The sequence below is a fragment of the Agaricicola taiwanensis genome, assembly GCF_014635245.1.
GTDB lineage: Bacteria > Pseudomonadota > Alphaproteobacteria > Rhizobiales > Methylopilaceae > Agaricicola > Agaricicola taiwanensis.
This window is the reverse complement of the sequence record NZ_BMCP01000002.1, coordinates 1-22,132: the sequence shown is the minus strand read 5'-3', so window position 1 is coordinate 22,132 and position 22,132 is coordinate 1. Positions and strand designations below refer to the sequence as shown.

At 61.7% G+C, this 22,132-nt stretch carries 17 protein-coding genes and 1 tRNA gene; 9 read left to right on the top strand and 9 right to left on the bottom strand.

Going from position 1 to position 22,132, the window contains the following annotated elements:
- Positions 1-21: 21 nt before the first annotated feature.
- On the bottom strand, positions 22-1,146 hold the full coding sequence (locus IEV58_RS18370; RefSeq protein ID WP_188409138.1) for a DUF1244 domain-containing protein: 1,125 nt from the start codon (positions 1,144-1,146) through the stop codon (positions 22-24).
- Between the two features lie 271 nt (positions 1,147-1,417).
- Here IEV58_RS18370 and IEV58_RS07490 point away from each other — a divergent pair, with 271 nt between their 5' ends.
- Together IEV58_RS07490 and pyk are read left to right on the top strand one after the other, a co-directional pair.
- The gene (locus IEV58_RS07490) at positions 1,418-1,900 is read left to right on the top strand and encodes a DUF1036 domain-containing protein (RefSeq protein WP_188409137.1); all 483 of its coding nucleotides are present in this window, start codon (positions 1,418-1,420) and stop codon (positions 1,898-1,900) included.
- Positions 1,901-1,931: 31 nt separating this feature from the next.
- Complete coding sequence (pyk, locus tag IEV58_RS07485; protein WP_188409136.1) at positions 1,932-3,356, top strand: pyruvate kinase; 1,425 nt, start codon at positions 1,932-1,934, stop codon at positions 3,354-3,356.
- 129 nt (positions 3,357-3,485) lie between these two features.
- On the opposite strand, the gene IEV58_RS07475 is transcribed toward pyk, so the two are convergent.
- The 5 genes from IEV58_RS07475 to cpdR all read right to left on the bottom strand — a co-directional run bounded on the left by IEV58_RS07475 (position 3,486) and on the right by cpdR (position 5,864).
- On the bottom strand, positions 3,486-4,430 hold the full coding sequence (locus IEV58_RS07475) for an alpha/beta fold hydrolase (RefSeq protein WP_229729265.1): 945 nt from the start codon (positions 4,428-4,430) through the stop codon (positions 3,486-3,488).
- Positions 4,431-4,474: 44 nt separating this feature from the next.
- Positions 4,475-5,005: a tetratricopeptide repeat protein gene (locus tag IEV58_RS07470; protein ID WP_188409134.1), complete on the bottom strand. Its 531-nt coding sequence runs from the start codon at positions 5,003-5,005 to the stop codon at positions 4,475-4,477.
- Positions 5,006-5,127: 122 nt separating this feature from the next.
- Complete coding sequence (gene ykgO / locus IEV58_RS07465; RefSeq protein ID WP_188409133.1) at positions 5,128-5,253, bottom strand: type B 50S ribosomal protein L36; 126 nt, start codon at positions 5,251-5,253, stop codon at positions 5,128-5,130.
- A gap of 43 nt (positions 5,254-5,296) precedes the next feature.
- Positions 5,297-5,371, bottom strand: a tRNA-Val gene (locus IEV58_RS07460).
- A 130-nt stretch (positions 5,372-5,501) separates the two neighbouring features.
- Entirely contained in the window at positions 5,502-5,864 is a 363-nt protein-coding gene (gene cpdR / locus IEV58_RS07455; RefSeq protein WP_188409132.1) for a cell cycle two-component system response regulator CpdR, read from the bottom strand.
- Between the two features lie 180 nt (positions 5,865-6,044).
- Here cpdR and IEV58_RS07450 point away from each other — a divergent pair, with 180 nt between their 5' ends.
- From IEV58_RS07450 to IEV58_RS07440, 3 genes are all read left to right on the top strand, one after another.
- On the top strand, positions 6,045-6,929 hold the full coding sequence (locus IEV58_RS07450; RefSeq protein WP_188409131.1) for an N-formylglutamate amidohydrolase: 885 nt from the start codon (positions 6,045-6,047) through the stop codon (positions 6,927-6,929).
- A 255-nt stretch (positions 6,930-7,184) separates the two neighbouring features.
- The gene (gene hisN, locus IEV58_RS07445; RefSeq protein WP_188409130.1) at positions 7,185-7,973 is read left to right on the top strand and encodes a histidinol-phosphatase; all 789 of its coding nucleotides are present in this window, start codon (positions 7,185-7,187) and stop codon (positions 7,971-7,973) included.
- A 97-nt stretch (positions 7,974-8,070) separates the two neighbouring features.
- Positions 8,071-8,700, top strand: a complete 630-nt coding sequence (locus IEV58_RS07440) for an LbetaH domain-containing protein (protein ID WP_188409129.1) — start codon at positions 8,071-8,073, stop codon at positions 8,698-8,700.
- A gap of 45 nt (positions 8,701-8,745) precedes the next feature.
- Here the strand turns inward: IEV58_RS07440 and IEV58_RS07435 are convergent, their stop codons facing one another.
- Entirely contained in the window at positions 8,746-9,747 is a 1,002-nt protein-coding gene (locus IEV58_RS07435) for an alpha/beta fold hydrolase (RefSeq protein ID WP_188409128.1), read from the bottom strand.
- A 142-nt stretch (positions 9,748-9,889) separates the two neighbouring features.
- On the opposite strand from IEV58_RS07435, the gene IEV58_RS07430 reads away from it, so the two are divergent.
- The 3 genes from IEV58_RS07430 (at position 9,890) to IEV58_RS07420 (ending at position 16,785) form a co-directional block, all read left to right on the top strand.
- Positions 9,890-10,339: an Hsp20 family protein gene (locus IEV58_RS07430; protein ID WP_188409127.1), complete on the top strand. Its 450-nt coding sequence runs from the start codon at positions 9,890-9,892 to the stop codon at positions 10,337-10,339.
- 350 nt (positions 10,340-10,689) lie between these two features.
- On the top strand, positions 10,690-15,354 hold the full coding sequence (gene gltB / locus IEV58_RS07425; protein ID WP_188409126.1) for a glutamate synthase large subunit: 4,665 nt from the start codon (positions 10,690-10,692) through the stop codon (positions 15,352-15,354).
- Between the two features lie 3 nt (positions 15,355-15,357).
- Positions 15,358-16,785: a glutamate synthase subunit beta gene (locus tag IEV58_RS07420; protein ID WP_188409125.1), complete on the top strand. Its 1,428-nt coding sequence runs from the start codon at positions 15,358-15,360 to the stop codon at positions 16,783-16,785.
- Positions 16,786-16,798: 13 nt separating this feature from the next.
- Here the strand turns inward: IEV58_RS07420 and IEV58_RS07415 are convergent, their stop codons facing one another.
- Together IEV58_RS07415 and IEV58_RS07410 are read right to left on the bottom strand one after the other, a co-directional pair.
- Positions 16,799-20,014, bottom strand: coding sequence for a DEAD/DEAH box helicase (locus IEV58_RS07415; RefSeq protein ID WP_188409124.1), 3,216 nt, complete (start codon positions 20,012-20,014; stop codon positions 16,799-16,801).
- Positions 20,007-20,462 (bottom strand): hypothetical protein, encoded by a 456-nt coding sequence (locus tag IEV58_RS07410; protein WP_188409123.1) that lies wholly within the window; start codon positions 20,460-20,462, stop codon positions 20,007-20,009. The genes IEV58_RS07415 and IEV58_RS07410 overlap by 8 nt, the downstream gene beginning before the upstream one ends.
- A gap of 668 nt (positions 20,463-21,130) precedes the next feature.
- On the opposite strand from IEV58_RS07410, the gene IEV58_RS07405 reads away from it, so the two are divergent.
- A complete protein-coding gene (locus IEV58_RS07405; RefSeq protein ID WP_188409122.1) occupies positions 21,131-21,991 on the top strand; it encodes an NAD(P)-dependent oxidoreductase in 861 nt (286 codons plus the stop codon).
- Positions 21,992-22,132: the final 141 nt, after the last annotated feature.

Genomic DNA, 22,132 nt, shown 5'->3' with positions numbered 1-22,132 from the left:
TCAACCAATAAGTCCGAGGCGTCAAGCGGAGTTGCCGTCATCCACATGCCGTCCACCTGATCCTTCGAAGGTGGCCCTTGCCTGAGGGCTGGCCTCTCGCTGATAAAGCTCCTTCCAGCGCTCGTAGGGCATGCCATAGACCGCTTCACGCGCCTCATCCTTGGTCATGGGCAGATGATGCAGCCTGGCCGCCTCCAGCATCCAGTTCGAAAGGCAGTTGCGGCAGAAGCCGGCGAGATTCATCAGGTCGATGTTCTGCACGTCGGTGCGCGCGCGCAGGTGCGTGATGAGACGATCCAGCACCGCCGCTTCGATCTCGGCTTTCAGCGCAGGCGCGATTCCTCCGTCGTGCCTGTCGGTACGTGAGCCATAGAATTCAACCCGGCCGTTCGCCGGATCATCCGCAAGAGGCCGCAGCACATCGGCCAGTCTCGCCGCCCATTCGTCGGCGCCTGCGTCATCGGCGATAAGATCCTGCCTCACCTCGATCAGAACATGCGGCAATCCGCGGGAGGTGCCGTGCCGGTGCATGGTGTCGCCGGGAAGCGCGCCATCGTAAGGCTCATTGTTGCCGATGATCAGCCCGGCATCCTGGCGCAGCGCCTCCAGCACCGGCAGCGCAAGGCGCGGATCCTTGTCCCACAGCACCGCCGCATGCCAAGGCCGCACCGCTCCCCGCCAGGATGGCGTAAAACTGTGAATGGAGACGAGCAGCGGCACCTGCCCGCGCGCCTGCCGCTCGTCCAGCGTTCGCGTGATGGCCTGATGATAGGGCCGGTGAAACAGATCCAGCCGCTTCTCCACTTCGTCCGCATCGGCCCGTGCGTTGCCCGGAATAATGGCTCCATCGGACAGCCGCATCACCAGGGTGGGATCGATCTCACCGCGGTTGGGATCGATCAGCAGCCGGGAAAAGCGCGTGAGCAGGGCCTCTGCCCCGAGCGTGGCGGCAAGCTGCCGCGTCACCCTCGCCGCGCCGATATCATAGCCGATGTGCCGCTCCATTTGCTCCCGCGGCAGACCGAGGTCCCCATAGGGCTCGGGCACCGCATTGGACGCATGGTCGCACAACAGCACAAAGGGGGTGCCTTGATTGCCGTTGATGACCTCATGGGAGGTATGGGTCAGGGAGGTTGTCATGTTCATGGACGCAAACATAAGCAGGGGATCGCCCGCACTCCAGAGGCAGCAGCCCTGCGGCGGCGCATCGGGCAGAAATCTCTTCTGGACGGTCGTGATGCCGTCGCATTTCTGTAGCAAAACACTGCCACCGGTTCTTCGAGACAACAGGAGATCTTCTCCGCACCGGCCCCACGCGGACCAATGTCATCGACGTGAGGGTGATCCTCGTTGACCCGGCCCTCTGGCACCAGCTAGACCTTGGCCGTCAGTGATTTGCGAGACTCAAGACCCTCTCATGAACCTCCGCATCGTCACACAATTCGTTACGACAGGCCTCACAAGCACTCTTCTGCTCCTTGCCGCGGCGGGTGCCGCGCGGGCGGACTTCCAGGTCTGCAACTCCACGTCGAGCCGCGTCGGCGTTTCCGTCGGCTATAAGGACGGCGAAGGCTGGGCGACCGAGGGCTGGTGGAACATCCCCGCCAACAGCTGCGAAACCTTGATGCGGGGCGACCTCATCGCCCGCTATTACTACATCCACGCCATCGACTACGATAATCAGAACGAAGCCTGGGACGGCCCGGTGCCCATGTGCATTCGCGACAGCGAGTTCACCATCAAGGGCATCGACAACTGCCTGGCGCGCGGTTTCGAGCGCAAGGGCTTCTTCGAGGTGGACACGGGCGAGAACCGCACATGGACCGTGCAGCTCACCGCCACCAATGCCGCCAGTCACGCCGCTGCCTCCAGCGGCCAGAATCCTCCTACCACGCAATAAGTTTCCTTCCCTCCCACAGCAAGGCGCATTCATGAGACGGTTACGGCGGGTCAAGATAGTCGCGACACTTGGCCCTGCATCGTCGGATCGCGCGATGATCCAGCGGTTGTTCGAGGCAGGTGCGGATGTCTTCCGCATCAACATGAGCCACTCGAGCCATGAGGTGTTGAACAATCTCGTTTCCGACATCCGCGCGGTGGAGAAGATCGTGCGTCGCCCCATCGGCATCCTGGCCGATCTCCAGGGCCCGAAACTCCGGCTTGGCCTCTTCGCGGAAAAATCCATCAGCGTCGAAAAGGGCGACCGCCTGACGCTCGACGGTGATCCCGCCCCCGGCGACAAGTCCCGGGTTCAACTGCCGCATCCGGAGGTGCTGGCCGCCCTGAAGCCCGATCAGCGCATCCTGGTCGATGATGGCAGGGTGCAGTTGAAGGTGATCGAAGCGAGCGACGGCAAGGTGCTGGTGGAGGTGGTGGTCGGCACCACGCTCTCCAACCGCAAGGGCATGAGCTTCCCCGACACCGTGATCCCGACGACGGCCATGACGGAAAAGGATCGCGCCGATGCCGATGCCGCCATCGAGGCCGGCGCCGACTGGATCGCGCTCTCTTTCATCCAGCGGCCGGCGGATGTGGCCGAACTCAGGAAGATCGTGCGCGGCCGCGCCGGTATTATGTCAAAGATCGAGAAACCCCAGGCGCTGGAGCACCTCCATGAGATCGTGGAATTGTCAGATGGCCTGATGGTGGCGCGTGGCGATCTCGGCGTGGAAATGCCGCTGGAACAGGTGCCCGGCATCCAGAAGCGCATCACCCGCCTCTCCCGTCGTTATGGCAAGCCCGTGATCGTGGCAACGCAGATGCTGGAATCCATGATCGAAAGCCCGGTGCCAACGCGCGCCGAAGTCTCCGACGTGGCAACCGCCGTCTTTGAAGGTGCCGACGCCGTCATGCTCTCGGCGGAAAGCGCCGCAGGGCGATACCCCGTCGAGGCGGTCTCCACCATGAACCGCATCGCCGAGGCGGTGGAAACGGATGATCTCTATCCGCCCATCATCCATGCCCAGCGCAGCGTGGCGGAAGCCACCGGCCAGGACGCCATCAGCCTTGCCGCCCGCACCATGACGGACACACTGGACCTTGCCGCCATCGTGTGCTGGACCTTTTCAGGCGCAACCGCCATCCGCGCCTCGCGCGAACGGCCGCGGAACGCCATCGTGGTGCTGACACCCAACATCAACACCGCCCGCCGTATGGCCCTCCCCTGGGGCCTCCACAGCGTGTTGACCGACGATGTGCGCGATATGGACGACATGGTACGGCGCGCCTGCGACCTCACCCATCAGGAGGGCTTCGCCAAGATCGGCGAGCGGGTCGTGATCATCGCCGGCCTTCCCTTCGGCACCCCCGGCTCCACCAATATGATGCGCATCGCCTTCATCAACGTGCCGCATTGATAAGGGCGGCATGAGCAGATTGCTCGGTACCTAGTATGGAGACGGCGGCATGAAGCCTCTGGTCCTGATCCTCATAGCGGCTCTCGCCGCAACGCCGGTGCTGGCGCAGCCGTTCGGAGCCCGCAGCAGTCATGATGACGGGCGGGCCGCGCCGCGCCTGACGCGCGCGATCAACTCATCCATCTCCGCCACCACGCGATCCGTCGCGGTGTGATGGGGCATATGGCCGGCCTCGGGCAGAATGACGAGCTTGGAGCCTTCGATCTGCTTTACGATCGGCCGCGAATGGGTATCTGGATAGACGATCGTGTCCCGGTCAGCCGTCATCACGGTGGTGGGCACCCGGATGTCCCCATATCGTGGGGCCTGGCGTGTCACGAAGGCGAGCAGGCCTTTCACATCCTCGGCATTGGCCTGAAATTCATCCGGCCGCAGGATCAGCGGGATTGCGGCGCGATGCAGATAGTCCTTCGGGGGCTGATGCGGCAGGAACACGCGGTCGGCCACCTTCTCCAGGGTGGCAAGCCCCAGCGGCATGACGATGGTGCGCACCATGACATCGCCCAGGAGCGGCGCGGTCGCGACGTGGTTCTGCCAGGCCACACCTCCCTCCCAGGGATGGGTGGCCGCCGACAGCAGCATCAGCCCCGAAACGCGATCGGTGTGATCCAGCGCAAGATTTGCCGCTACGGCTCCGGCCAGGGAGTGTCCCACGACCACCGCACGATCGATGCCGAGCCCGGCCATGCCCTGTGCGATAAGGCCCGCCTGCATGGCCGGCGAGGCATCCTTCTCCCCCTTCGGCCGATCGCTCCAGCCATGGCCTGGGCGATCGAAGGCGATCACCCTGTGTCCCCTGGCGGCGAGCGGCGCGCCGAGGCCAAGGTCGATCTCCAGCGCATTGCCTGAGGCGCCATGCAGCAGGACCACGGTGACGCCGCTGGGAACGCCCTCCGGTCTCCGCTCCACGTAATGCAGCCGGCCGCCGAAGACGCCGATGAACTGACCGCGCGGCGGATAACGCTCCTCAAGCCGCGCCGTTTGGACCGCCGTGAAGAGGGCGAGCCCGGCCACGGACAGGACCACAAGGACCAGGACAGCGAGAAGGATGAGGCGAATCAGATTTCCCGTCCCCGCACGATCAGCTCGAGACGCTCGATGTTCTCGTCGATCTCATCGATATAGGGATTGAGAGCCTTGCCGCGTCGGAAAGCTTCCAGCGCCGTCGCTTCATCGCCCATCTGTTCCATGATGCGGGCAAGACTGACCCAGGCGCCGTAGTGGCGCGGTTCCAGCCGCAGCGCCTGACGGATGTCGAGCAGACCGCGCTGGACATGGCCTTCCACGAGATAGACCGTGGCGCGTTTGTTGTAGGCCTCGGCATGCTTGGGCGCGGCATCAATGGCTGCGGTGAGAAGCGTAAGGGCGGCGGAATGGTCGTCGCGCTGGAACGCATCGAGCGCCCGGCGCGTCAGCAGATCGGCCGTCGGGCTGCCGGACTGCAGCCAGATCGCCTCGATGTTGGATTCGATGCGCTTGGCCTCTTCAGGCGTTTCGCTGCCGGCGAGGCTGTCGAACAACCGATCAAGTCGCGATTGATGTCCGGGTTGCGCAGGAGCATCCTGCGCCGCGGCGGGACCGAAGCTCAAGAAAGCCACCACCATCGCGGCGCAACAGGCACGAAAAAACGTCCACCGACCCATACCTTGAAAAGTATGGCGCGATGGACGCGACGTCAAAGCATAAAGCTGTGAGCTGGCGCGGGACCGCCTCAGCCCTGGCGGGCCTTGTAGCGCTTCTGCGTCTTGTTGATGATGTAGACGCGGCCCTTGCGACGGATGATCTTGTTGTCGCGGTGGCGGTCGCGCAGCGACTTGAGCGAGTTACGGATCTTCATCTGACTTCCCTTGTCCGCCGGCTGCGACGGCCTTCATCTTGAATGGTGGGCGCGACAGGGATCGAACCTGTGACCCCTACGATGTCAACGTAGTGCTCTCCCGCTGAGCTACGCGCCCGTGAGCACCGAAGTGCTCGAAATTCTGGGTTTCCGGCCGGAACCGGAAGCGGAGGCGCCCATATAGCCGCTTGGAGGCCTGTGCGCAAGCGCCTGACAAGCGCTGTTCCGCCAAATTTTTCAGGGGCGGATCAGGCTGCGGTCAGCATCTTCTGAACCTCATTGACCAGGTCCTTCAGATGAAACGGCTTGGACAGGATCTTGGCATCCTTCGGCGCCTGGGAATCGGGGTTCAGCGCCACGGCCGCAAAGCCTGTGATGAACATGATCTTGATATCGGGATCGATATCGGACGCGCGGCGCGCCAGCTCGATGCCATCCATCTCCGGCATGACGATATCGGTCAGCAGCAGTTCGAAGGGCTCTTCCCGCAGGCGATGATAGGCCTCGAGGCCATTATCATAGGAGATCACCTGATATCCGGCGTTTTCCAGTGCACGCACGAGAAAGCGGCGCATATCGTTGTCGTCTTCGGCAAGCAGAATCTTGTTCATGGAGGCTCAGCATCAAACGGGGCGTCGGCGGCATCAGCCAGACAGTGCGATTTCGACCGAATTTAGTAAACAGCCGGTTTCTGTTCCAGCGAATGGAACATTCTGTCATGGACAGCGTCATTCCGGCTTGGCACGATTGGCGGACAAAAATTGCCCGTCGGACTGGCTCTACGCGGATTGATGACAGAAACCAACGACTTTCCAGCCCCCTTCGATCTCTTCACGCCCGCGGCGAGGCGAGCACCCGTTCTGTTCAACTCGCCCCATTCCGGATCGATTTACCCCAAGAGCTTCCTCGCCACGTCGCGGCTTGATCCGCTGACGCTCCGGCGCTCGGAAGACACCTTCGTGGACGGGCTCTTCGTGGGCGCTGTGGAAAAGGGCGCATCCTTCATGCGCGCGCATTTCCCCCGCGCCTATCTCGACGTGAACCGCGAGCCCTACGAACTCGACCCGCGCATGTTCGATGGACGGCTGCCGCCTTACGCCAATACGAGGTCGCTGCGTGTGGCCGGCGGCCTCGGCACCATCGCGCGTCTCGTAGGCGAGAACCAGGAAATCTACCGGTCGCGCCTGCCGGTCGCCGCGGCGCTGGAGCGTATCGAGAACCTCTACAAGCCCTATCATCAGGCGCTGACCAACGCGTTGATCGACATCCATCAGGCGCATGGGGCGGCGGTTTTGATCGACTGCCATTCGATGCCGTCAAACAGCCAGCGGCGACCGGAGAAATTCCGTGCCGATATCGTGCTGGGAGACCGTTATGGGACCAGCTGCGCGCCCGAGCTCACCGCTTTCGTGGCGGCGGCCCTGACGCGGCTCGGCTACGCGGTCATGCACAACAGGCCCTATGCCGGCGGCTATATCACCGAACATTACGGCAACCCCGCCATGCGGTTTCACGCGCTCCAGATCGAGATCAACCGCGGCCTCTACATGGATGAGGCGACCCTGACCAGGAACGACGGCTTCGACCGGCTGGCGGCGGATCTGGGGCAGATGATCGATGAGCTGATAACCTTCCCCTTTGACGACCTTCTGCCCGAGCGGGCGGCCGCCGAGTAAAAAATAAGGCCGCTGAGACAGCGGCCCAAGTCTAGGGAGGAAACGCCCAAGAAGGGCCACGAAAACCGCACGAGGTGCGGTATCGCAATGCACAAATAATATTACTGCGCCGCACAAAAATCAAGCTCACCGGCCGATTTTATCTTAAGACTAAGGTCTCATATGCCCAGTCTCAGGAGCAGCGTGGGGTGATTGCGCCGCCGGCGCGTCTCACCTATCACTGCGGGGCATCTTACAGGTGAATGGGACAGTTGTATGACGGCCGTTGACTTCGAAGCCTTCGTCGATCGTTTGGCCGCCACGTCAGGCGAGGCCATCCTGCCCTTCTTCCGCTCGTCCATCGGCGTCGAGGACAAAGGTGCCGGCGCCATGTTTGATCCGGTCACGGCCGCCGACCGCGCCGGTGAGGCGGCCATGCGGCGCCTGATCATGGAGACCTTCCCGAGCCACGGCATCGTCGGTGAGGAATATGGGTCCGAACACCCCGATGCCGAATTTGTCTGGGTGCTCGATCCCATCGACGGCACCCGCGCCTTCATCACCGGCCTTCTTGCCTGGGGGACACTGATTGGGCTTCTGCGTGGCGGCAATCCGGCTTTCGGCCTCATGCATCAGCCTTTCACCCGTGAGCGCTTTTCCGGTGATGGCGGCTCAGCCCGCTATCAGGGGCCCAACGGCAACCGCCGCCTGCGCACACGGCACTGCCCGGACATCGCTCACGCCGTGCTGTCGGCGACATCGCCGGCGATCTTCGACATGGATGAAATTCCCGCCTTCCAGCGCGTCGAGGCCAGGGCCAAGCACACCCGCTACGGGGGTGACTGCTATGCCTATTGCATGCTGGCGGCCGGCCACATCGACCTCGTGATCGAGGCCGGACTGCAGCCTTACGACATCGTCGCCCTCATCCCCATCATCGAGGGCGCGGGCGGCGTGGTCACGACCTGGGATGGCCAGCCCGCCACCAAGGGCGGCCGCATCATCGCCGCCGGCGACAAGCGCGTGCATGCCGAGGCCATGGAGCTGTTGAACCATAGCGCCTAGGACGCGTGAAGGTTGCCGGCTGTCATCCAACTGCAACAGAGAGCGTGCTCATAGCCACCGTATTCACATATGGAACTCGTCTGGAACGAGCGGATACATGGCAAAACTCACCCAAACCTTCATCCACGAGAGCGCGCGCCTGCGCGAGGCGCAGGTCGGCCTGCATTGCGAGATTCTTGAACGCTCCGGCCTGGAATATTCCGTTCTCGGAGACTTCAGCTATCTCGGCCCGGACTGCACGGTATCCGACGCATCCATCGGAAAGTTCTGCGCGATCGCGGCATCCGTCAGAATTGGCGCGCCCGACCATCCCTACAAACGCGTATCGCAGCACCGTTTCACCTATTGCCCCGAGTATTATGACGACCATGCCCAGCGCGACGCCGGCTTCTTTGCCGACAGGCGGGCGACGCGGACATGCGTCGGCCATGACGTGTGGATCGGGCATGGCGCCACCGTGATCGCCGGGGTGACGATCGGCACGGGAGCGATCATTGCGGCGGGCGCTGTGGTTACACGAGACGTCGCGCCCTATCAGATTGTGGGCGGCGTGCCCGCCAAAGTCATCAAGGCGCGCTTCTCCGAGCCCGAGGCCGAAAAGCTTCTCGCCCTCGGTTGGTGGGAGTGGGATTTCGAGACTCTCTTCGGCAGGCTTGACGACTTCAAGGACCTGCCCCCGCTGGCTTTCTGCGAGAAGTATCAGAGTGCAAAGGTCGCCGCCGAATAGAAGCACAAGGCGGCGTTGACCCTTTCACAGGTCGGACATTCATCGTCATAGGGCGTCATGATGATGCCTGCTGTCCGCTTCAGCGAAGGGGTCCGTGCCGGGGATGAAGGCGTCGACGGCGGCCAGCACCCCCTCCCGGATGGCATCACGCTCCATCAGCATTTCGTGGCGCGCGCCATCGATCGAGATCACGCGGGCGGTGCGCAGGCGCCTTGCCACCCGCGTTATGGCGGCATTGCTGACAATGCCTTCGTAGGCGGCCGTCAGGATCAGCACCGGTGTTCGCAGGGAGGCGGGAAACTGACGTGCCGAGATGATGTCCATGGCGCCGAAGGCGCTGTGGATCCAGCCGTTGGTCGGCCCGCTGATGCGCAGATGCGGGTGCGCTGTCAGCACCGCCGCGGTGCGCAGGAAGCGCCGCTGATCCGAGGTCAGGAGGTTGCCCTCGAACACCCGCTGCAGGATGCGCTTGCGGTTGCCGAAAGGCATGAAGAAAGAACCCAGCCCGAGCAGCGTGACCGTGCGCGCGATGCTGCGCGCGGTGCGGCCCATCTGAAGGCCGGGTAGGCCAAACAGTGGCGCCAGGAGGACCAGGCGCTCGAACCAGGTGAAGTGCCTCTGGGCCGCGATGAGGGCGATCGGGCCGCCCATGGAATGGGCCAGCCCGAAGATCGGCGCCGGACATTCCGGCAGCACGAAGCGCTCCATGAAGACCTTGATGTCGCGCTGATAATGCGAGAAATGCGGGATATGCCCCTTCAATGGGTCACGGGTCAGCCGCGCCGAGCCGCCCTGCCCGCGCCAGTCGAGCGCCGCCACCACGAAGCCGCGGGCGCGCAGGTCCTCGATGGTTTCGAAATATTTCTCGATGGTCTCGGCCCGCCCCTGGAACAGGCAGATCGTTCCCTTTGGCTGCCCCGCCGGCGGGGCAAAGCGCGCGGCGCGCAGGCGGACCCCGTCTTCCGCCGTCAGGACCTCGACGACGGCTCCTTCCGGCACCGGATTTTCGGGGATCCCGAAAAGTTCGGCGCATGCGTCACGCGGCATAAGAATCACCTGAAAAGGGGGTCTTGAACTGCGGAAAAGGGCTTACCACCTCTCTCCTGCGCAGACCATGTGGTTGCGCTACGGACGTCCGGCCTTTGAAGGCGGACACCCGCATGTTGCTCAAATGGAAAGAGGATATGCTATGCGTCAGTTCGATTTGACCCCGCTTTATCGTTCCACCGTCGGTTTCGACCGGCTCTTCTCGCTTCTCGATGCCGCGGCCGATACGGCTCCGACCTATCCGCCCTACAACATCGAGCGCACCGGCGAGAACACCTACCGCATCTCGATCGCCGTCGCCGGCTTCGCCGAAGGCGACCTCAACATCGAGGTGAAGGAAAACGCGCTCTTCGTGCGTGGTGAGAGGCAGGCCGTCACCTCGCCCAGCACCACCGTCCTGCATCAGGGCATCGCTGCCCGGGCCTTCGAGCGCCGGTTCCAGCTCGCCGATTACGTGCAGGTACAGGGTGCCTCCATCGAGAACGGCCTCCTCCACATCGATCTCGTCCGCGAGATTCCGGAGGCCTTGAAGCCGCGCCGCATCGAGATTGCGGCGCCCAAGGCTCTGGAGGCTACCAAAGAGGCCGCCTGACGGTTTCGAACCTTCCGTCTGATGAGGGCGCCACGGGCAACCGTGGCGCTCTTTTTCATGCCCTGAACCAGTCGCGACAAGGCGGCGCAGCCTTGATCCCGGCACCGATTTTGGCGCCAAAGCAGGTTTTTATTATTCCATTTCAAGATCATGCGCGCCATGATGCAGGGAGGCTGCTGGGCGAAGAAGCAGTCGACATGGAACAGTTTTGAAACACCTCTTGCGCGCGAGAGGGTTCTCGTGCATGTTCGCAGCGCAATAGGACAACCTTACTACCCTTCCAAAGCCCGTTCGGCGGAAAGATCGAACGCGTTACGGGAGGTTGTTTCCGTGAAGATAGGGACGAAACGATGAGCGAGTTCAGGAACGAGCGCGTCCAAGCTCACAGCGCCTTTCCCGCGCCCCAGGGCCTTTATGACCCCCGCAAGGAGCATGATGCCTGCGGCGTCGGCTTCATCGCGGACATGAAGGGCCGCAAGTCCCACAAGATCATCCGTGACGCCATCTGCATCCTGGAGAATTTGGAGCATCGCGGCGCCGTGGGCGCCGATCCGCGCGCCGGCGACGGTGCCGGCATGCTGGTGCAGATCCCCCATCGCTTCTTCGCCGAAGAGACCGCCAAGCTCGGTTTCGAGCTGCCCGAGCCCGGCCATTACGCCGTCGGCCATATCTTCATGCCGCGCGATCTGGAGGGCCAGCGTTTCATCCGCGAGACATTCGCCAAGGTCGTTGCCGAGGAAGGTCTGGTGCTGCTCGGCTGGCGTGAGGTGCCCACCGACAACTCCACGCTCGGCGAAAGCGTGAAGCCCACCGAACCCGGCCACGCCCAGGTCTTCATCGCCCGTGGCCCCAAGGTCACCTCCGAGGCCGATTTCGAGCGCCGCCTCTTCGTCTGCCGCAAGGTGATCTCCAACATCATCTATGACGGCAAGGACCCCAGGACCGAGGGCTATTACCCGGTCTCGCTGTCCTCGCGCACGCTTGTTTACAAGGGCATGTTCCTGGCCGACCAGCTCGGCCCCTATTATCCGGATCTGTCGGACCCGCGTTTTGAGAGCGCGCTGGCTCTGGTCCACCAGCGCTTTTCCACCAACACCTTCCCGGCCTGGCCGCTGGCCCATCCCTACCGGATGGTGGCTCACAACGGCGAGATCAACACCCTGCGCGGCAACGTCAACTGGATGGCGGCGCGGCAGGCCTCGGTGGATTCGGAGCTCTTCAACAACGACATCTCCAAGCTCTGGCCCATCTCCTACGAAGGCCAGTCTGACACCGCCTGTTTCGACAATGCGCTGGAATTCCTGACCCAGGGCGGCTACTCGCTCGCCCATGCGGTCATGATGCTGATCCCCGAGGCCTGGGCGGGCAACCCGCTCATGGATGAGGAGCGCCGCGCCTTCTACGAATATCATGCCGCACTGATGGAGCCGTGGGACGGCCCCGCCGCCGTCGCCTTCACCGATGGCGTGCAGATCGGCGCGACGCTGGATCGCAACGGCCTGCGCCCCGCCCGCTATTTCGTCACCAAGGACGGCATGGTCGTCATGGCCTCCGAAATGGGCGTGCTCGACGTGCCGGAGGAGGACATCGTCGAGAAGTGGCGCCTGCAGCCGGGCAAGATGCTGCTGATCGACACCGAGGAAGGCCGCATCATCTCCGACGAGGAGATCAAGACCCAGCTTGCCACGCGCCATCCCTACCGCGCCTGGCTGGACCGCACCCAGATGGTGCTGGAGGAGCTGCCCTCCGTGCCGCCGTCCGCGCCGGTCACGGACGTGTCGCTGCTGGATCGCCAGCAGGCCTTCGGCTACACCCAGGAAGACTTCAAGCTGCTGCTGCCGCCCATGGCCACCACGGGCCAGGAGGCGGTCGGCTCCATGGGCACCGACACGCCCATCTCGGCGCTGTCGGGCCAGTCCAAGCTGCTCTACACCTACTTCAAGCAGAACTTCGCCCAGGTGACGAACCCGCCGATCGATCCGATCCGCGAGGAGCTCGTCATGAGCCTCGTCTCCTTCATCGGCCCGCGCCCCAACATCTTCGACCTCAAGGGCACCTCCCGCAGGAAGCGCCTGGAAGTGCGCCAGCCCATCCTCACCAACGAGGACCTGGAGAAGATCCGCGCCATCGGCGACGACGAGAGCAACCACTTCGACACCAAGACGCTCGACATCACCTATCCCGTGGAAAAGGGCGCCGGCGGCATGGAAGACGCCATCCTGCGCCTCAGCGAACGCGCCGAGGCGGCGGTCCACGGCGGCTTCAACATCATCATCCTGTCCGACCGGATGATGGACCACGACCGCATTCCCATCCCCGCCCTCCTGGCGGTGGCGGCGGTGCACAACCACCTGATCCGCAAGGGCCTCAGGACCTCCGTCGGCCTCGTGGTGGAGACGGGCGAGGCACGCGAGATCCATCACTTCGCCTGCCTTGCCGGCTATGGCGCCGAGGCGATCAACCCCTATCTCGCCTTCGAGAGCCTGCAGGCCATGCACAAGGACCTCGACTTCCCCGAGGAGGTCGACGCCAAGGAGATCGTCAAGCGCTACATCAAGTCCATCGACAAGGGCCTGCTCAAGGTCATGTCCAAGATGGGCATCTCCACCTATCAGTCCTATTGCGGCGCGCAGATCTTCGACGCGGTCGGCCTCAAGTCGGAATTCGTGCAGAAGTACTTCTTCGGCACCGCCACCTCCATCGAGGGCGTCGGCCTGGAGGAGATCGCCGAGGAGACGGTACGCCGTCACGCGATCGCCTTCTCCGGTGATCCCGTGCTGCAGGACGCGCTTGAGGTGGGCGGCGAATATGCCTGGCGCCGCCGCGGCGAGCAGCATTCCTGGACGCCTGATACGGTGGCCCTGCTTCAGCATGCGGTGCGCGGCAACGCCCAGGACAAATACGAGGCCTTCGCCGAAGCCATCAACGTGGAATCGGAACGGCTGATGACGCTGCGCGGCCTCATGCGCATCCGCGACGGCAAGGAGATGGGCCGCGCGCCCGTGCCCATCGAGGAGGTGGAACCCGCCTCCGAGATCGTGAAGCGGTTCTCGACCGGCGCCATGTCCTTCGGCTCCATCAGCCGCGAGGCGCACACCACGCTCGCCATCGCCATGAACCGGATCGGCGGCAAGTCCAACACCGGTGAAGGCGGCGAGGAAGCCGAGCGCTTCAAGCCCATGGCCAATGGCGACAGCATGCGCTCCGCCATCAAGCAGATCGCCTCCGGCCGCTTCGGCGTCACGGCGGACTATCTCGTCAACGCCGACCAGCTCCAGATCAAGGTGGCGCAGGGCGCAAAGCCCGGCGAAGGCGGCCAGCTGCCCGGCCACAAGGTGGATGCCGTCATCGCCAAGGTGCGCCACTCCACCCCCGGCGTCGGCCTCATCTCGCCCCCGCCGCACCACGACATCTATTCCATCGAGGATCTGGCGCAGCTCATCTACGACCTCAAGAACGTCAACCCTGAGGCTGACGTCTCGGTGAAGCTCGTCTCCGAAGTCGGCGTCGGCACGGTTGCCGCCGGCGTGGCGAAAGCACGGGCCGACCACATCACCGTTTCCGGCTTTGAGGGCGGCACGGGCGCAAGCCCCCTCACCTCCCTGAAGCACGCCGGCTCCCCCTGGGAGATCGGCCTTGCCGAGACCCAGCAGACCCTCGTCCTCAACAAGCTGCGCGGCCGCATCGCCCTGCAGGTGGACGGCGGGCTCCGCACCGGCCGCGACGTCATCATCGGCGCGCTGCTCGGCGCGGACGAGTTCGGCTTTGCCACCGCGCCCTTGATCGCGGCCGGCTGCATCATGATGCGGAAGTGCCACCTCAACACCTGCCCCGTGGGCGTCGCCACGCAGGACCCGGTCCTGCGCCGCCGCTTCAAGGGCACGCCCGAGCACGTCATCAACTACTTCTTCTTCGTGGCCGAGGAGGTGCGCCGCATCCTCGCCGGGATGGGCTTCCGCAAGCTGGAGGACATCGTCGGCCAGTCGCAGCTGCTCGACCAGGAACGCGCGCTGGAGCACTGGAAGGCCCGGGGCATCGACCTCACGCGCCTGTTCCACAAGCCGAACAACGACGCGGCGGTGCGCCATGTGGAGGTGCAGGAGCACCACATCGACAAGGTGCTTGACCGCACCCTGATCGAGAAGGCGAAGCCCGCTCTCGAAAAGGGCGAAGCCGTCACCATCGACATGCCGATCCGCAGCCGCGACCGTTCCGCCGGCGCCATGCTGTCGGGCGCCGTCGCCAAGATCTATGGCGATGAGGGCCTGCCCGACGACACCATCACGGTGAACCTGAAGGGCACCGCCGGCCAGAGCTTCGGCGCTTTCCTGTCCAGCGGCGTCACGCTGAAGCTCGCGGGCGTTGCCAACGACTATGTCGGCAAGGGCCTGTCGGGCGGCAAGATCATCGTCCACCCGCCGGCGGAATCCGCCATCGTGCCGGAGAAGTCGATCATCGTCGGCAACACGGTGCTCTATGGCGCCACCGGCGGCGAATGCTACTTCCGCGGCGTCGCGGGCGAGCGTTTCGCCGTGCGCAACTCCGGCGCCATCGCGGTTGTCGAGGGCGCGGGCGATCACGGCTGCGAATATATGACCGGCGGTGTCGTCGTCATCATCGGCCCCACCGGCCGCAACTTCGCGGCGGGCATGTCGGGCGGCGTCGCCTATGTGCTCGATGAAGCCGGCGATTTCGCCACCCGCTGCAACATGTCCATGGTGGATCTGGAGCCGGTGGAGGAGGAAGAGGAGCTTCTGGAGAAGCTGCACCACCACGGCGGCGATCTGGAGTTCAAGGGCCTCATCGACGTGATGGAGGACATGAACCACCATGACGAGGAGCGGCTCAGGCAGCTCATCGAAAACCACGCGCATTACACGGGCTCCACCCGTGCGCGCACCATCCTCGACAATTGGGCGGACTACCGGCCGAAGTTCGTGAAGATCATGCCGGTCGAATACCGCCGCGCGCTGCGCGAGATGGAAAAGATGCGGTCACTGCAGGCAGCGGAGTGAGTTATGGGCAAGGTCACAGGCTTTCTTGAGATCGACCGGCTGGAGCAGAAGTATCAGCCGGCATCCGACCGCATTCGCCATTTTCGCGAGTTTACCCTGCCGCTGCCGGAGGCCGAGGTCGGCCGCCAGGCCGCACGCTGCATGGACTGCGGCATTCCCTTCTGCCACGGCGACACAGGCTGCCCTGTCCACAACCAGATCCCCGACTGGAACGACCTCGTCTACAACGGCGACTGGGAGGAAGCCTCGCGCAACCTCCATTCCACCAACAATTTCCCGGAGTTCACCGGCCGCATCTGCCCCGCCCCCTGCGAGGAAGCCTGCACGCTGAACCTGGAGAATGTGCCCGTTGCCATCAAGACGGTGGAACAGGCCATCGCCGACAAGGCCTGGGAGAACGGCTGGGTCCAGCCGCAGCTTCCCGGCGTCAAGACCGGCAAGCGCGTCGCCGTCATCGGCTCCGGCCCTGCCGGCATGGCCGCCGCCCAGCAGCTCGCCCGCGCCGGCCACGACGTTCATCTCTATGAGCGGGAGCCCAAGCCCGGCGGACTGATGCGCTATGGCATCCCCGACTTCAAGATGGAAAAGCACCACATCGATCGCCGCGTGGCGCAGATGGAGGCCGAAGGCGTCACCTTCCATTGCAACGTCAACGTGGGCGTGACCAAGCCCTTCGCCGAGCTGGTGGCCGAGCATGACGCCGTGCTGATGGCCGGCGGCGCGGAAAACCCGAGGGATCCCGGCATCCCCGGCCAGGACCTCCACGGCGTCCATTACGCCATGCCCTTCCTGGTGCAGCAGAACCGCCGTGTTGGCGGCGAGAGCATCGGCGATGAGGACCCCATCCTCGCCACCGGCAAGCATGTGGTGGTGGTTGGCGGCGGCGACACGGCCTCCGACTGCGTCGGCACCTCCTTCCGCCAGGGCGCGCTTTCCGTCACCCAGATGGACATCCGCCCCTGCCCGCCGCAGATCGAGGACAAGCTCTCCAACTGGCCCTATTGGCCGACGAAGTTCCGCACCTCATCCTCCCAGGCCGAAGGCGCCGAGCGCGAATTCGCGGCGGCGACGCTTGGCATCGAGGGCAACAAGAAGGGCCAGGTCACCGGCGTGCGCTGCGCCCGCGTGGACGAAAAGCGCCAGCCCATCCCCGGCACCGAATTCGTGCTGAAGGCCGACCTCGTCTTCCTCGCCATCGGCTTCGCCGGCCCGGTGAAGACAGGCATGGTGGAACAGTCCCTCACGGCGCTGGACCGCCGCGGCAATGTGCAGGCGGACACCAAGCTCTATGCGACCTCCGTGCCGAAGGTCTTCGCCGCCGGCGACATGCGGCGTGGGCAATCGCTGGTGGTCTGGGCGATCCGCGAGGGCCGCCAGGCCGCTCGTGCGATTGACGAGAGCCTGATGGGAACGACGACCCTGCCGCGCTGAGGCGCGGCGGGCCTTACTCGGGCAAAAAGAATTGTGACAGATATGATCTATGAAGTTGCACTCGTCCAATAAGCATCTTGTTTTCGTTCGCGTACTCCAACATTGATAGAGACACGAAACCTCTTCGTACAGCCGCTGAAAGCCCACGCATCATACCTTCATCAAGGTCTTCTTGAACATCCGCAACCTTTATTTCTTCACCCATCCGGGAAATAATACCTGTTGCATACGCTAACCCGCGCGGAATGAATGTTGATACTAGTTCCCTTGCTCGGGGGCAGAGCCGTTCTAGGTCCGTAGAACCGTCGGGTGAACCTCCCAGGGCCTCTTCTATCTGCCGAATGGTTTCGCCCTGCACCCAACCAATTATTCCGGGCAAGAGATTGCTCAAGATCTCCGCGTCAAGCTCGGTATTGCCTGCTCGGCCAGTGGCAATCAACGCAGACCGACTGACGTCAGATAGCAACTGCTGTCTTGCATCCGCATCTTCTTTCAACCAATCGATCGTCCATTCGAGCCAAGCGACAACCGACGTGGGCAAGCGACCGAGGCTTGTCTGCAACCGCATCCTGAGGCGCTCCAGCAGATCAAGCGGCAGCCCGCTTTGGGAAGCTATCAACAGAACAGCAGCTTCTGTGCTTTCATCTGCCACCAGCCGCGCCTGCGTCCAAAGCTTAGTCATCTTTGCATTGTATTCATTCTCTGTCGCGTTTGCTCTCGCCAGAAATGCACCGAAAGACTTGATTAGAATATTGTCCTTCGAGACATCGAAATCGGGAGATGAACTGAGAGATGCAAGCCTGTTTATCGTATAGCGGACGTCCCGATCCTGAAAATCCCCCTCCATTATGCGATCAAGTACTATCTCTAGGGGATCGCTGATCGCAACGCACCGATCATCATTTGGCAGAACAGAATTCAGCTTGTCTTTCAAATCCTTACGCAATGTCTCGCCGGGTAAAAATCTTATCAAAGGCTCTGGAATCAGAATAACTAGGCCATTTGCCAGGTGACCCGCGCGACCTGCGCGAGCAGCAGCATTTAGCAGCTCATGCGCTTCGAGGGGCCTGCGCTCACCTTTGGCTTCTCCAGCCCGCTTATCGCCTGCCAGCACCGCTAAGCTTGCCGGGAGATTCAGGCCTTGAGCCAAGGTAGGCGTAGCAACGATAACCTTAGCCCCGTCAGACCTTCTGAAGAGACGCTCCGACATGGCTCGCTCAAGCCTGAGCATAGCTGAATTGTGAGGAACAGCCGAAAAATCCCGGCCAGCGAATATCGAGTGCTTCTCATCGCCGAGCTCAGCGACCAGCACCTCCCAAAGTGCTTCTTCCCCCTCAGACAAATTGACTGTGAACTCGATCTGAGTGGCAATCTTTCTCGCAACTCGGACTGAATCCGCCTTTGTATTGACGAAAACAATTGTTTTCAGCCCGCCTAACACGGCATTAGACGCTATCCGCGCGGCAACCTCGTTAGCGTTTGGGCTGGCCCAGAGCGATCCATTTTTAAAGCCGCCTCCTAGTGTCAGCGGCTCATTGATGATGGCCGTGTGCGAATAGGCATCAGCTACCGCCATCCAGTTATGGTGAAGGCCCCAGACAACGTAGGGCCTAGCGGTAATTTCTCTCTCAGCAGCAACACGTAAGCTTTTCGCTGTCTTACCCGCAAGAAGATCCTGTTTTCGCTGCTGCGATCGAGCTCTACTTAAAGACTTCTGCACCTCCCGCTCATCATAAACCACAATACCTCGTGCCTGACGGCTTGGCTTCCAAAGCAATTCAACAGCCACACAGGATCTTCCAGTCAGCTCACTTATCCAATTTGCAAATTGCTCGCCATTGTTAAGCATTGCTGACAAAAACAGCAAATCAGCTTCAGGAGCAGCTACTAGGAAGGCCAAAATACATAACATCCCATCAAGAGCTCGACCAATCTTTTGAGTGTCTGGGCTGAGAAGGTGACACTCGTCAAAGACAAGAAGTCCAACCTGAGAAAACGAAGATGGCGAGAACGACAGCATAGCCAAGCAGCGTTCTGGCGTCATCACCTCAATAGACTGAAGTTGCTGATCATCCAAAAGAACAGAGTCAAAATCGCTAGAAATTCCTAATTCAAATTTATCTTCCGGAAATATCTCTTGAAGATCCTCCGTAAGCTGCTCGACAAGAGCATGAGTAGGGGCAAGGAATATTACCTTCTTTCCTCTAGCAATAACACCGGCTATCTTTAACGCAGAGACAGTTGTTTTTCCCGCTCCCGTAGGAAGCACCAAGACAGCGGATTTGCCGGTTTCATAAAATTCCTTAGCGATCGCCTCTCGGTGGTTGCGCCAGAGAAACGGCATACTCGTCGCCCTGAAACGCAGCCACTCTGACCACCAGGTAGCCTCGGCACCGGTCGGTGGCACAAGCTTTGTTAGAGCCGCATCATTTAGGGCATCTGCAACCGACAAAAGCAACGACGCTAGGTGAGCCGGGCCTGCAAAATGTGTCGTGTAGTGTCCATCGATGTGGCGGGAAGCTCTTTCACTCGTGTTGCTAGCGAGACCAATAACGCTGCGAAACGCCGATTGCGCAGTGGCAAACCGTTGGGGCGTTGAGTCTGGCAGCGGCATTGACAGCATGTGCGCAGCCAGAATCTCTATCCCATCACAGAGAGCAGCAGCTAGCGCGCGGAAAGCACGATTATCTAATCGCCCGACCGATCTTCGCCCTTCTCTCCATCGATCGGCACGATGCAATATCGAGACTAGCTTGCCGCGACTAAGATCTCTGATGTGATCTCCCAATACAATTGCTTCGCGATAGCCGCCGCTCTTAGGGATGGCTAGCGCTGCCTCGTTGGCATCAGCATATTGTTCTGCGATTAAAAACAAGAGAGCAGCCGAAAGAGAAGGATCAACTCTCTCGCGACTGATCAGAGGAGAAGAATCCACCTGGCTTTGGCTTAGAGTTCGTCTAGATAGTATTTGCTGAGCAGTTCCGGCCACAAACGCAGCGGCTCTTCGATATTCTCCATCTTCTTCGATCGACGCGACTATTTCATATGCATCAGCGATCCGCTCCAAAGGCCATTCTTCATTTGCATCATCCTCAAGGGCATCTGCCCCCAGTCGCATTGAGACTATTTGAGCATAATGCCTGGTAAGAAGTTGCGGAAGCTGATCCGAATCTAGGCCCGGAAGACTGGGTGCGGAGGCCAACATTCGGGCGGTTAGTGGATCAAACATTCCGCCCCTCATATTTTGACAGCACCGTTAGAACTTGACCGGCAAGGCCATCAAACCAATCTCGTAAAGGTTGATCTACCGTGAAAATAGCAGCAACACGTTGGTCTTGATTAAGTTGATCCAAAATAACTTCATAATCTTTGAAGAGCTTGGCGCGCTTTGCTGCAGAGCTGATGTGAGAACTGACTGTTAACGAAGCTCGGTAGCTACGACATGCTCTGTCCAGCACGCGAGCCGCGGCCTTAGTCGCAGCAGTTCCGTTGATGTCGCTTTCCTTGATCAGGGCAACAGCGCAAGCCACGAGCTCATTACATCGGCGATCGTTATGGTAGTCACCAAAGCTTCGCAGAACTTCTTGCTTGAACTTCTTTCGAGGGTTTTCTGTGCACTTATCTTCAAAGATCGTCGCACGTATTACGTTCGCCTCGACCTCATCCAACTCGATCATCAAACCATCCAGACCTTGAGTTGTGGATGATATATGCGGCTCCTTCATAAAGGTCCGCTGCCCAACTGACGATCTGGCAGCAATCCAGGATATACATTCAAAAAGAAAACCATCGCGCTGGTATCGAGACGCCTCCAACTTAGGCTGAGTATCCCCAGAGATTTGCAGGTGCATCCTCGCACAACGATACAGATGAGCGTGGGATATAGCAGGACCCATAGGCTCGAGCGCCCGCAAGATACGCACTGCGTGTTCCGCTTGACCTAAGGCTATCACAGCGATGATCTTGGCAAGGCTGTCTTGGCATCCTACAGATAGGGCAAAGCCAGCTACATGATCGTTTATTTCTACGGGTTCAACACTTATTGCATTCATCATAACCTTCAGCAGTAGGCGCAGATATATCGTTCGCCCATGGGAGACGGTCCACAACGAATTGAACCATTGCACTAATTTTGCCTAATCGCGATTGATTGATCTAAGTATCCACAGCTGGCGTTGAGATGATGTCGCTCCCTCACAATATAGGCCTCCTGACAAGCACTTGCGGACGGTAACACCAATTCTTGCCATGACGTGAGGACGCGGGCGGTTGCGCTGCCGCGTGGTATGCCACAACACTCATTCAATTTTCTCACGCCACCGCCTTTTCCAAAGGAGCCTCCCCCATGCACATCGGTTTCATCGGTCTCGGCAAGATGGGCGTCGCCATGGCCCGCAATCTGGCGAAGGCGGGGCATCGGGTGTCCGCCTGGAACCGCTCGCCCGTCACTGAGGTGATCGATGACGTCGATCTTGTCGCCTCGCCCGCTGAGGCTTTCCAGGCCGAGGCGGTCTTCACCATGCTGTCGGACGATGCGTCGATCCGGCAGGTGGTGCTGGAGGCAGACCTGCTCGCGCATGCCCCTTCGGGATGCGTGCATGTGGTCACCTCCACCATTTCCACGGCTTTTGCCGACGAACTGGCCCGTGCCCATGAAGCGGCTGGCGTCGCTTATGTCTCCGCGCCGGTGTTCGGCCGCCCGGATGTGGCGGCCGCAGGGGCGCTCAATGTGGTGGCGGCGGGCCGGCCTGAGGCGATCGCCCGGGTGGAGCCGCTGTTCGATGTAATCGGCCAAAAGACCTGGGTAATGGGCGAGGACCCGAAACAGGCCAATGCCGCCAAGATCGGCGGCAACATGATGATATCCATGGCCATCGAAGCCATGGCCGAGGGGCTGCTGCTGACCGGCGCCCATGGCGTGAAGCCGGAGGCCTTCCTGGAGCTGATGACGGGCACGCTGTTCGGCAGCCGCGCCTATCAGAGCTATGCGCCGAAGATCGCCAGCGGCGATTTCACGCCCGGCTTCCGCATGACGCTGGGACTGAAGGACCTGCGGCTGGCGACCGAAGCCGCGCAGGCCGCCGGACGGCCGACGCCCATGCTGGATGCGGTCGCCACGCAGATGGAAGGCGCTGTCGAGGCGGGGCTCGGCGACAAGGACTGGTCGGCCGTGACGGCCTTTACGCGGGGGTTGAAGGGGGCTTGAGTGTGACCGGCGGGGGTTGTGGTTGAGGTACTCGCCACACACGCGTCATGCCCGCCCTAGTTGTTTGGTCTTGAGACATAGCTGACAGATGTTCGGAGACATCCCTGACACTTTTGATGCGGATTGCATCGGGAGGACGGG

Bases quoted from the DNA above. Each gene is read 5' to 3' on its own strand.
- IEV58_RS07420 (WP_188409125.1), top strand. From the start codon at position 15,358: ATGGGCAAGGTCACAGGCTTTCTTGAGATCGACCGGCTGGAGCAGAAG.
- IEV58_RS07440 (WP_188409129.1), top strand. From the start codon at position 8,071: ATGGCAAAACTCACCCAAACCTTCATCCACGAGAGCGCGCGCCTGCGC.
- hisN (WP_188409130.1), top strand. From the start codon at position 7,185: ATGACGGCCGTTGACTTCGAAGCCTTCGTCGATCGTTTGGCCGCCACG.
- ykgO (WP_188409133.1), bottom strand. From the start codon at position 5,253: ATGAAGATCCGTAACTCGCTCAAGTCGCTGCGCGACCGCCACCGCGAC.
- IEV58_RS07430 (WP_188409127.1), top strand. From the start codon at position 9,890: ATGCGTCAGTTCGATTTGACCCCGCTTTATCGTTCCACCGTCGGTTTC.
- IEV58_RS07450 (WP_188409131.1), top strand. From the start codon at position 6,045: ATGACAGAAACCAACGACTTTCCAGCCCCCTTCGATCTCTTCACGCCC.
- IEV58_RS07410 (WP_188409123.1), bottom strand. From the start codon at position 20,462: ATGATCGAGTTGGATGAGGTCGAGGCGAACGTAATACGTGCGACGATC.
- IEV58_RS07405 (WP_188409122.1), top strand. From the start codon at position 21,131: ATGCACATCGGTTTCATCGGTCTCGGCAAGATGGGCGTCGCCATGGCC.
- IEV58_RS18370 (WP_188409138.1), bottom strand. From the start codon at position 1,146: ATGAACATGACAACCTCCCTGACCCATACCTCCCATGAGGTCATCAAC.
- IEV58_RS07415 (WP_188409124.1), bottom strand. From the start codon at position 20,014: ATGTTTGATCCACTAACCGCCCGAATGTTGGCCTCCGCACCCAGTCTT.
- IEV58_RS07435 (WP_188409128.1), bottom strand. From the start codon at position 9,747: ATGCCGCGTGACGCATGCGCCGAACTTTTCGGGATCCCCGAAAATCCG.
- IEV58_RS07490 (WP_188409137.1), top strand. From the start codon at position 1,418: ATGAACCTCCGCATCGTCACACAATTCGTTACGACAGGCCTCACAAGC.
- pyk (WP_188409136.1), top strand. From the start codon at position 1,932: ATGAGACGGTTACGGCGGGTCAAGATAGTCGCGACACTTGGCCCTGCA.
- cpdR (WP_188409132.1), bottom strand. From the start codon at position 5,864: ATGAACAAGATTCTGCTTGCCGAAGACGACAACGATATGCGCCGCTTT.
- gltB (WP_188409126.1), top strand. From the start codon at position 10,690: ATGAGCGAGTTCAGGAACGAGCGCGTCCAAGCTCACAGCGCCTTTCCC.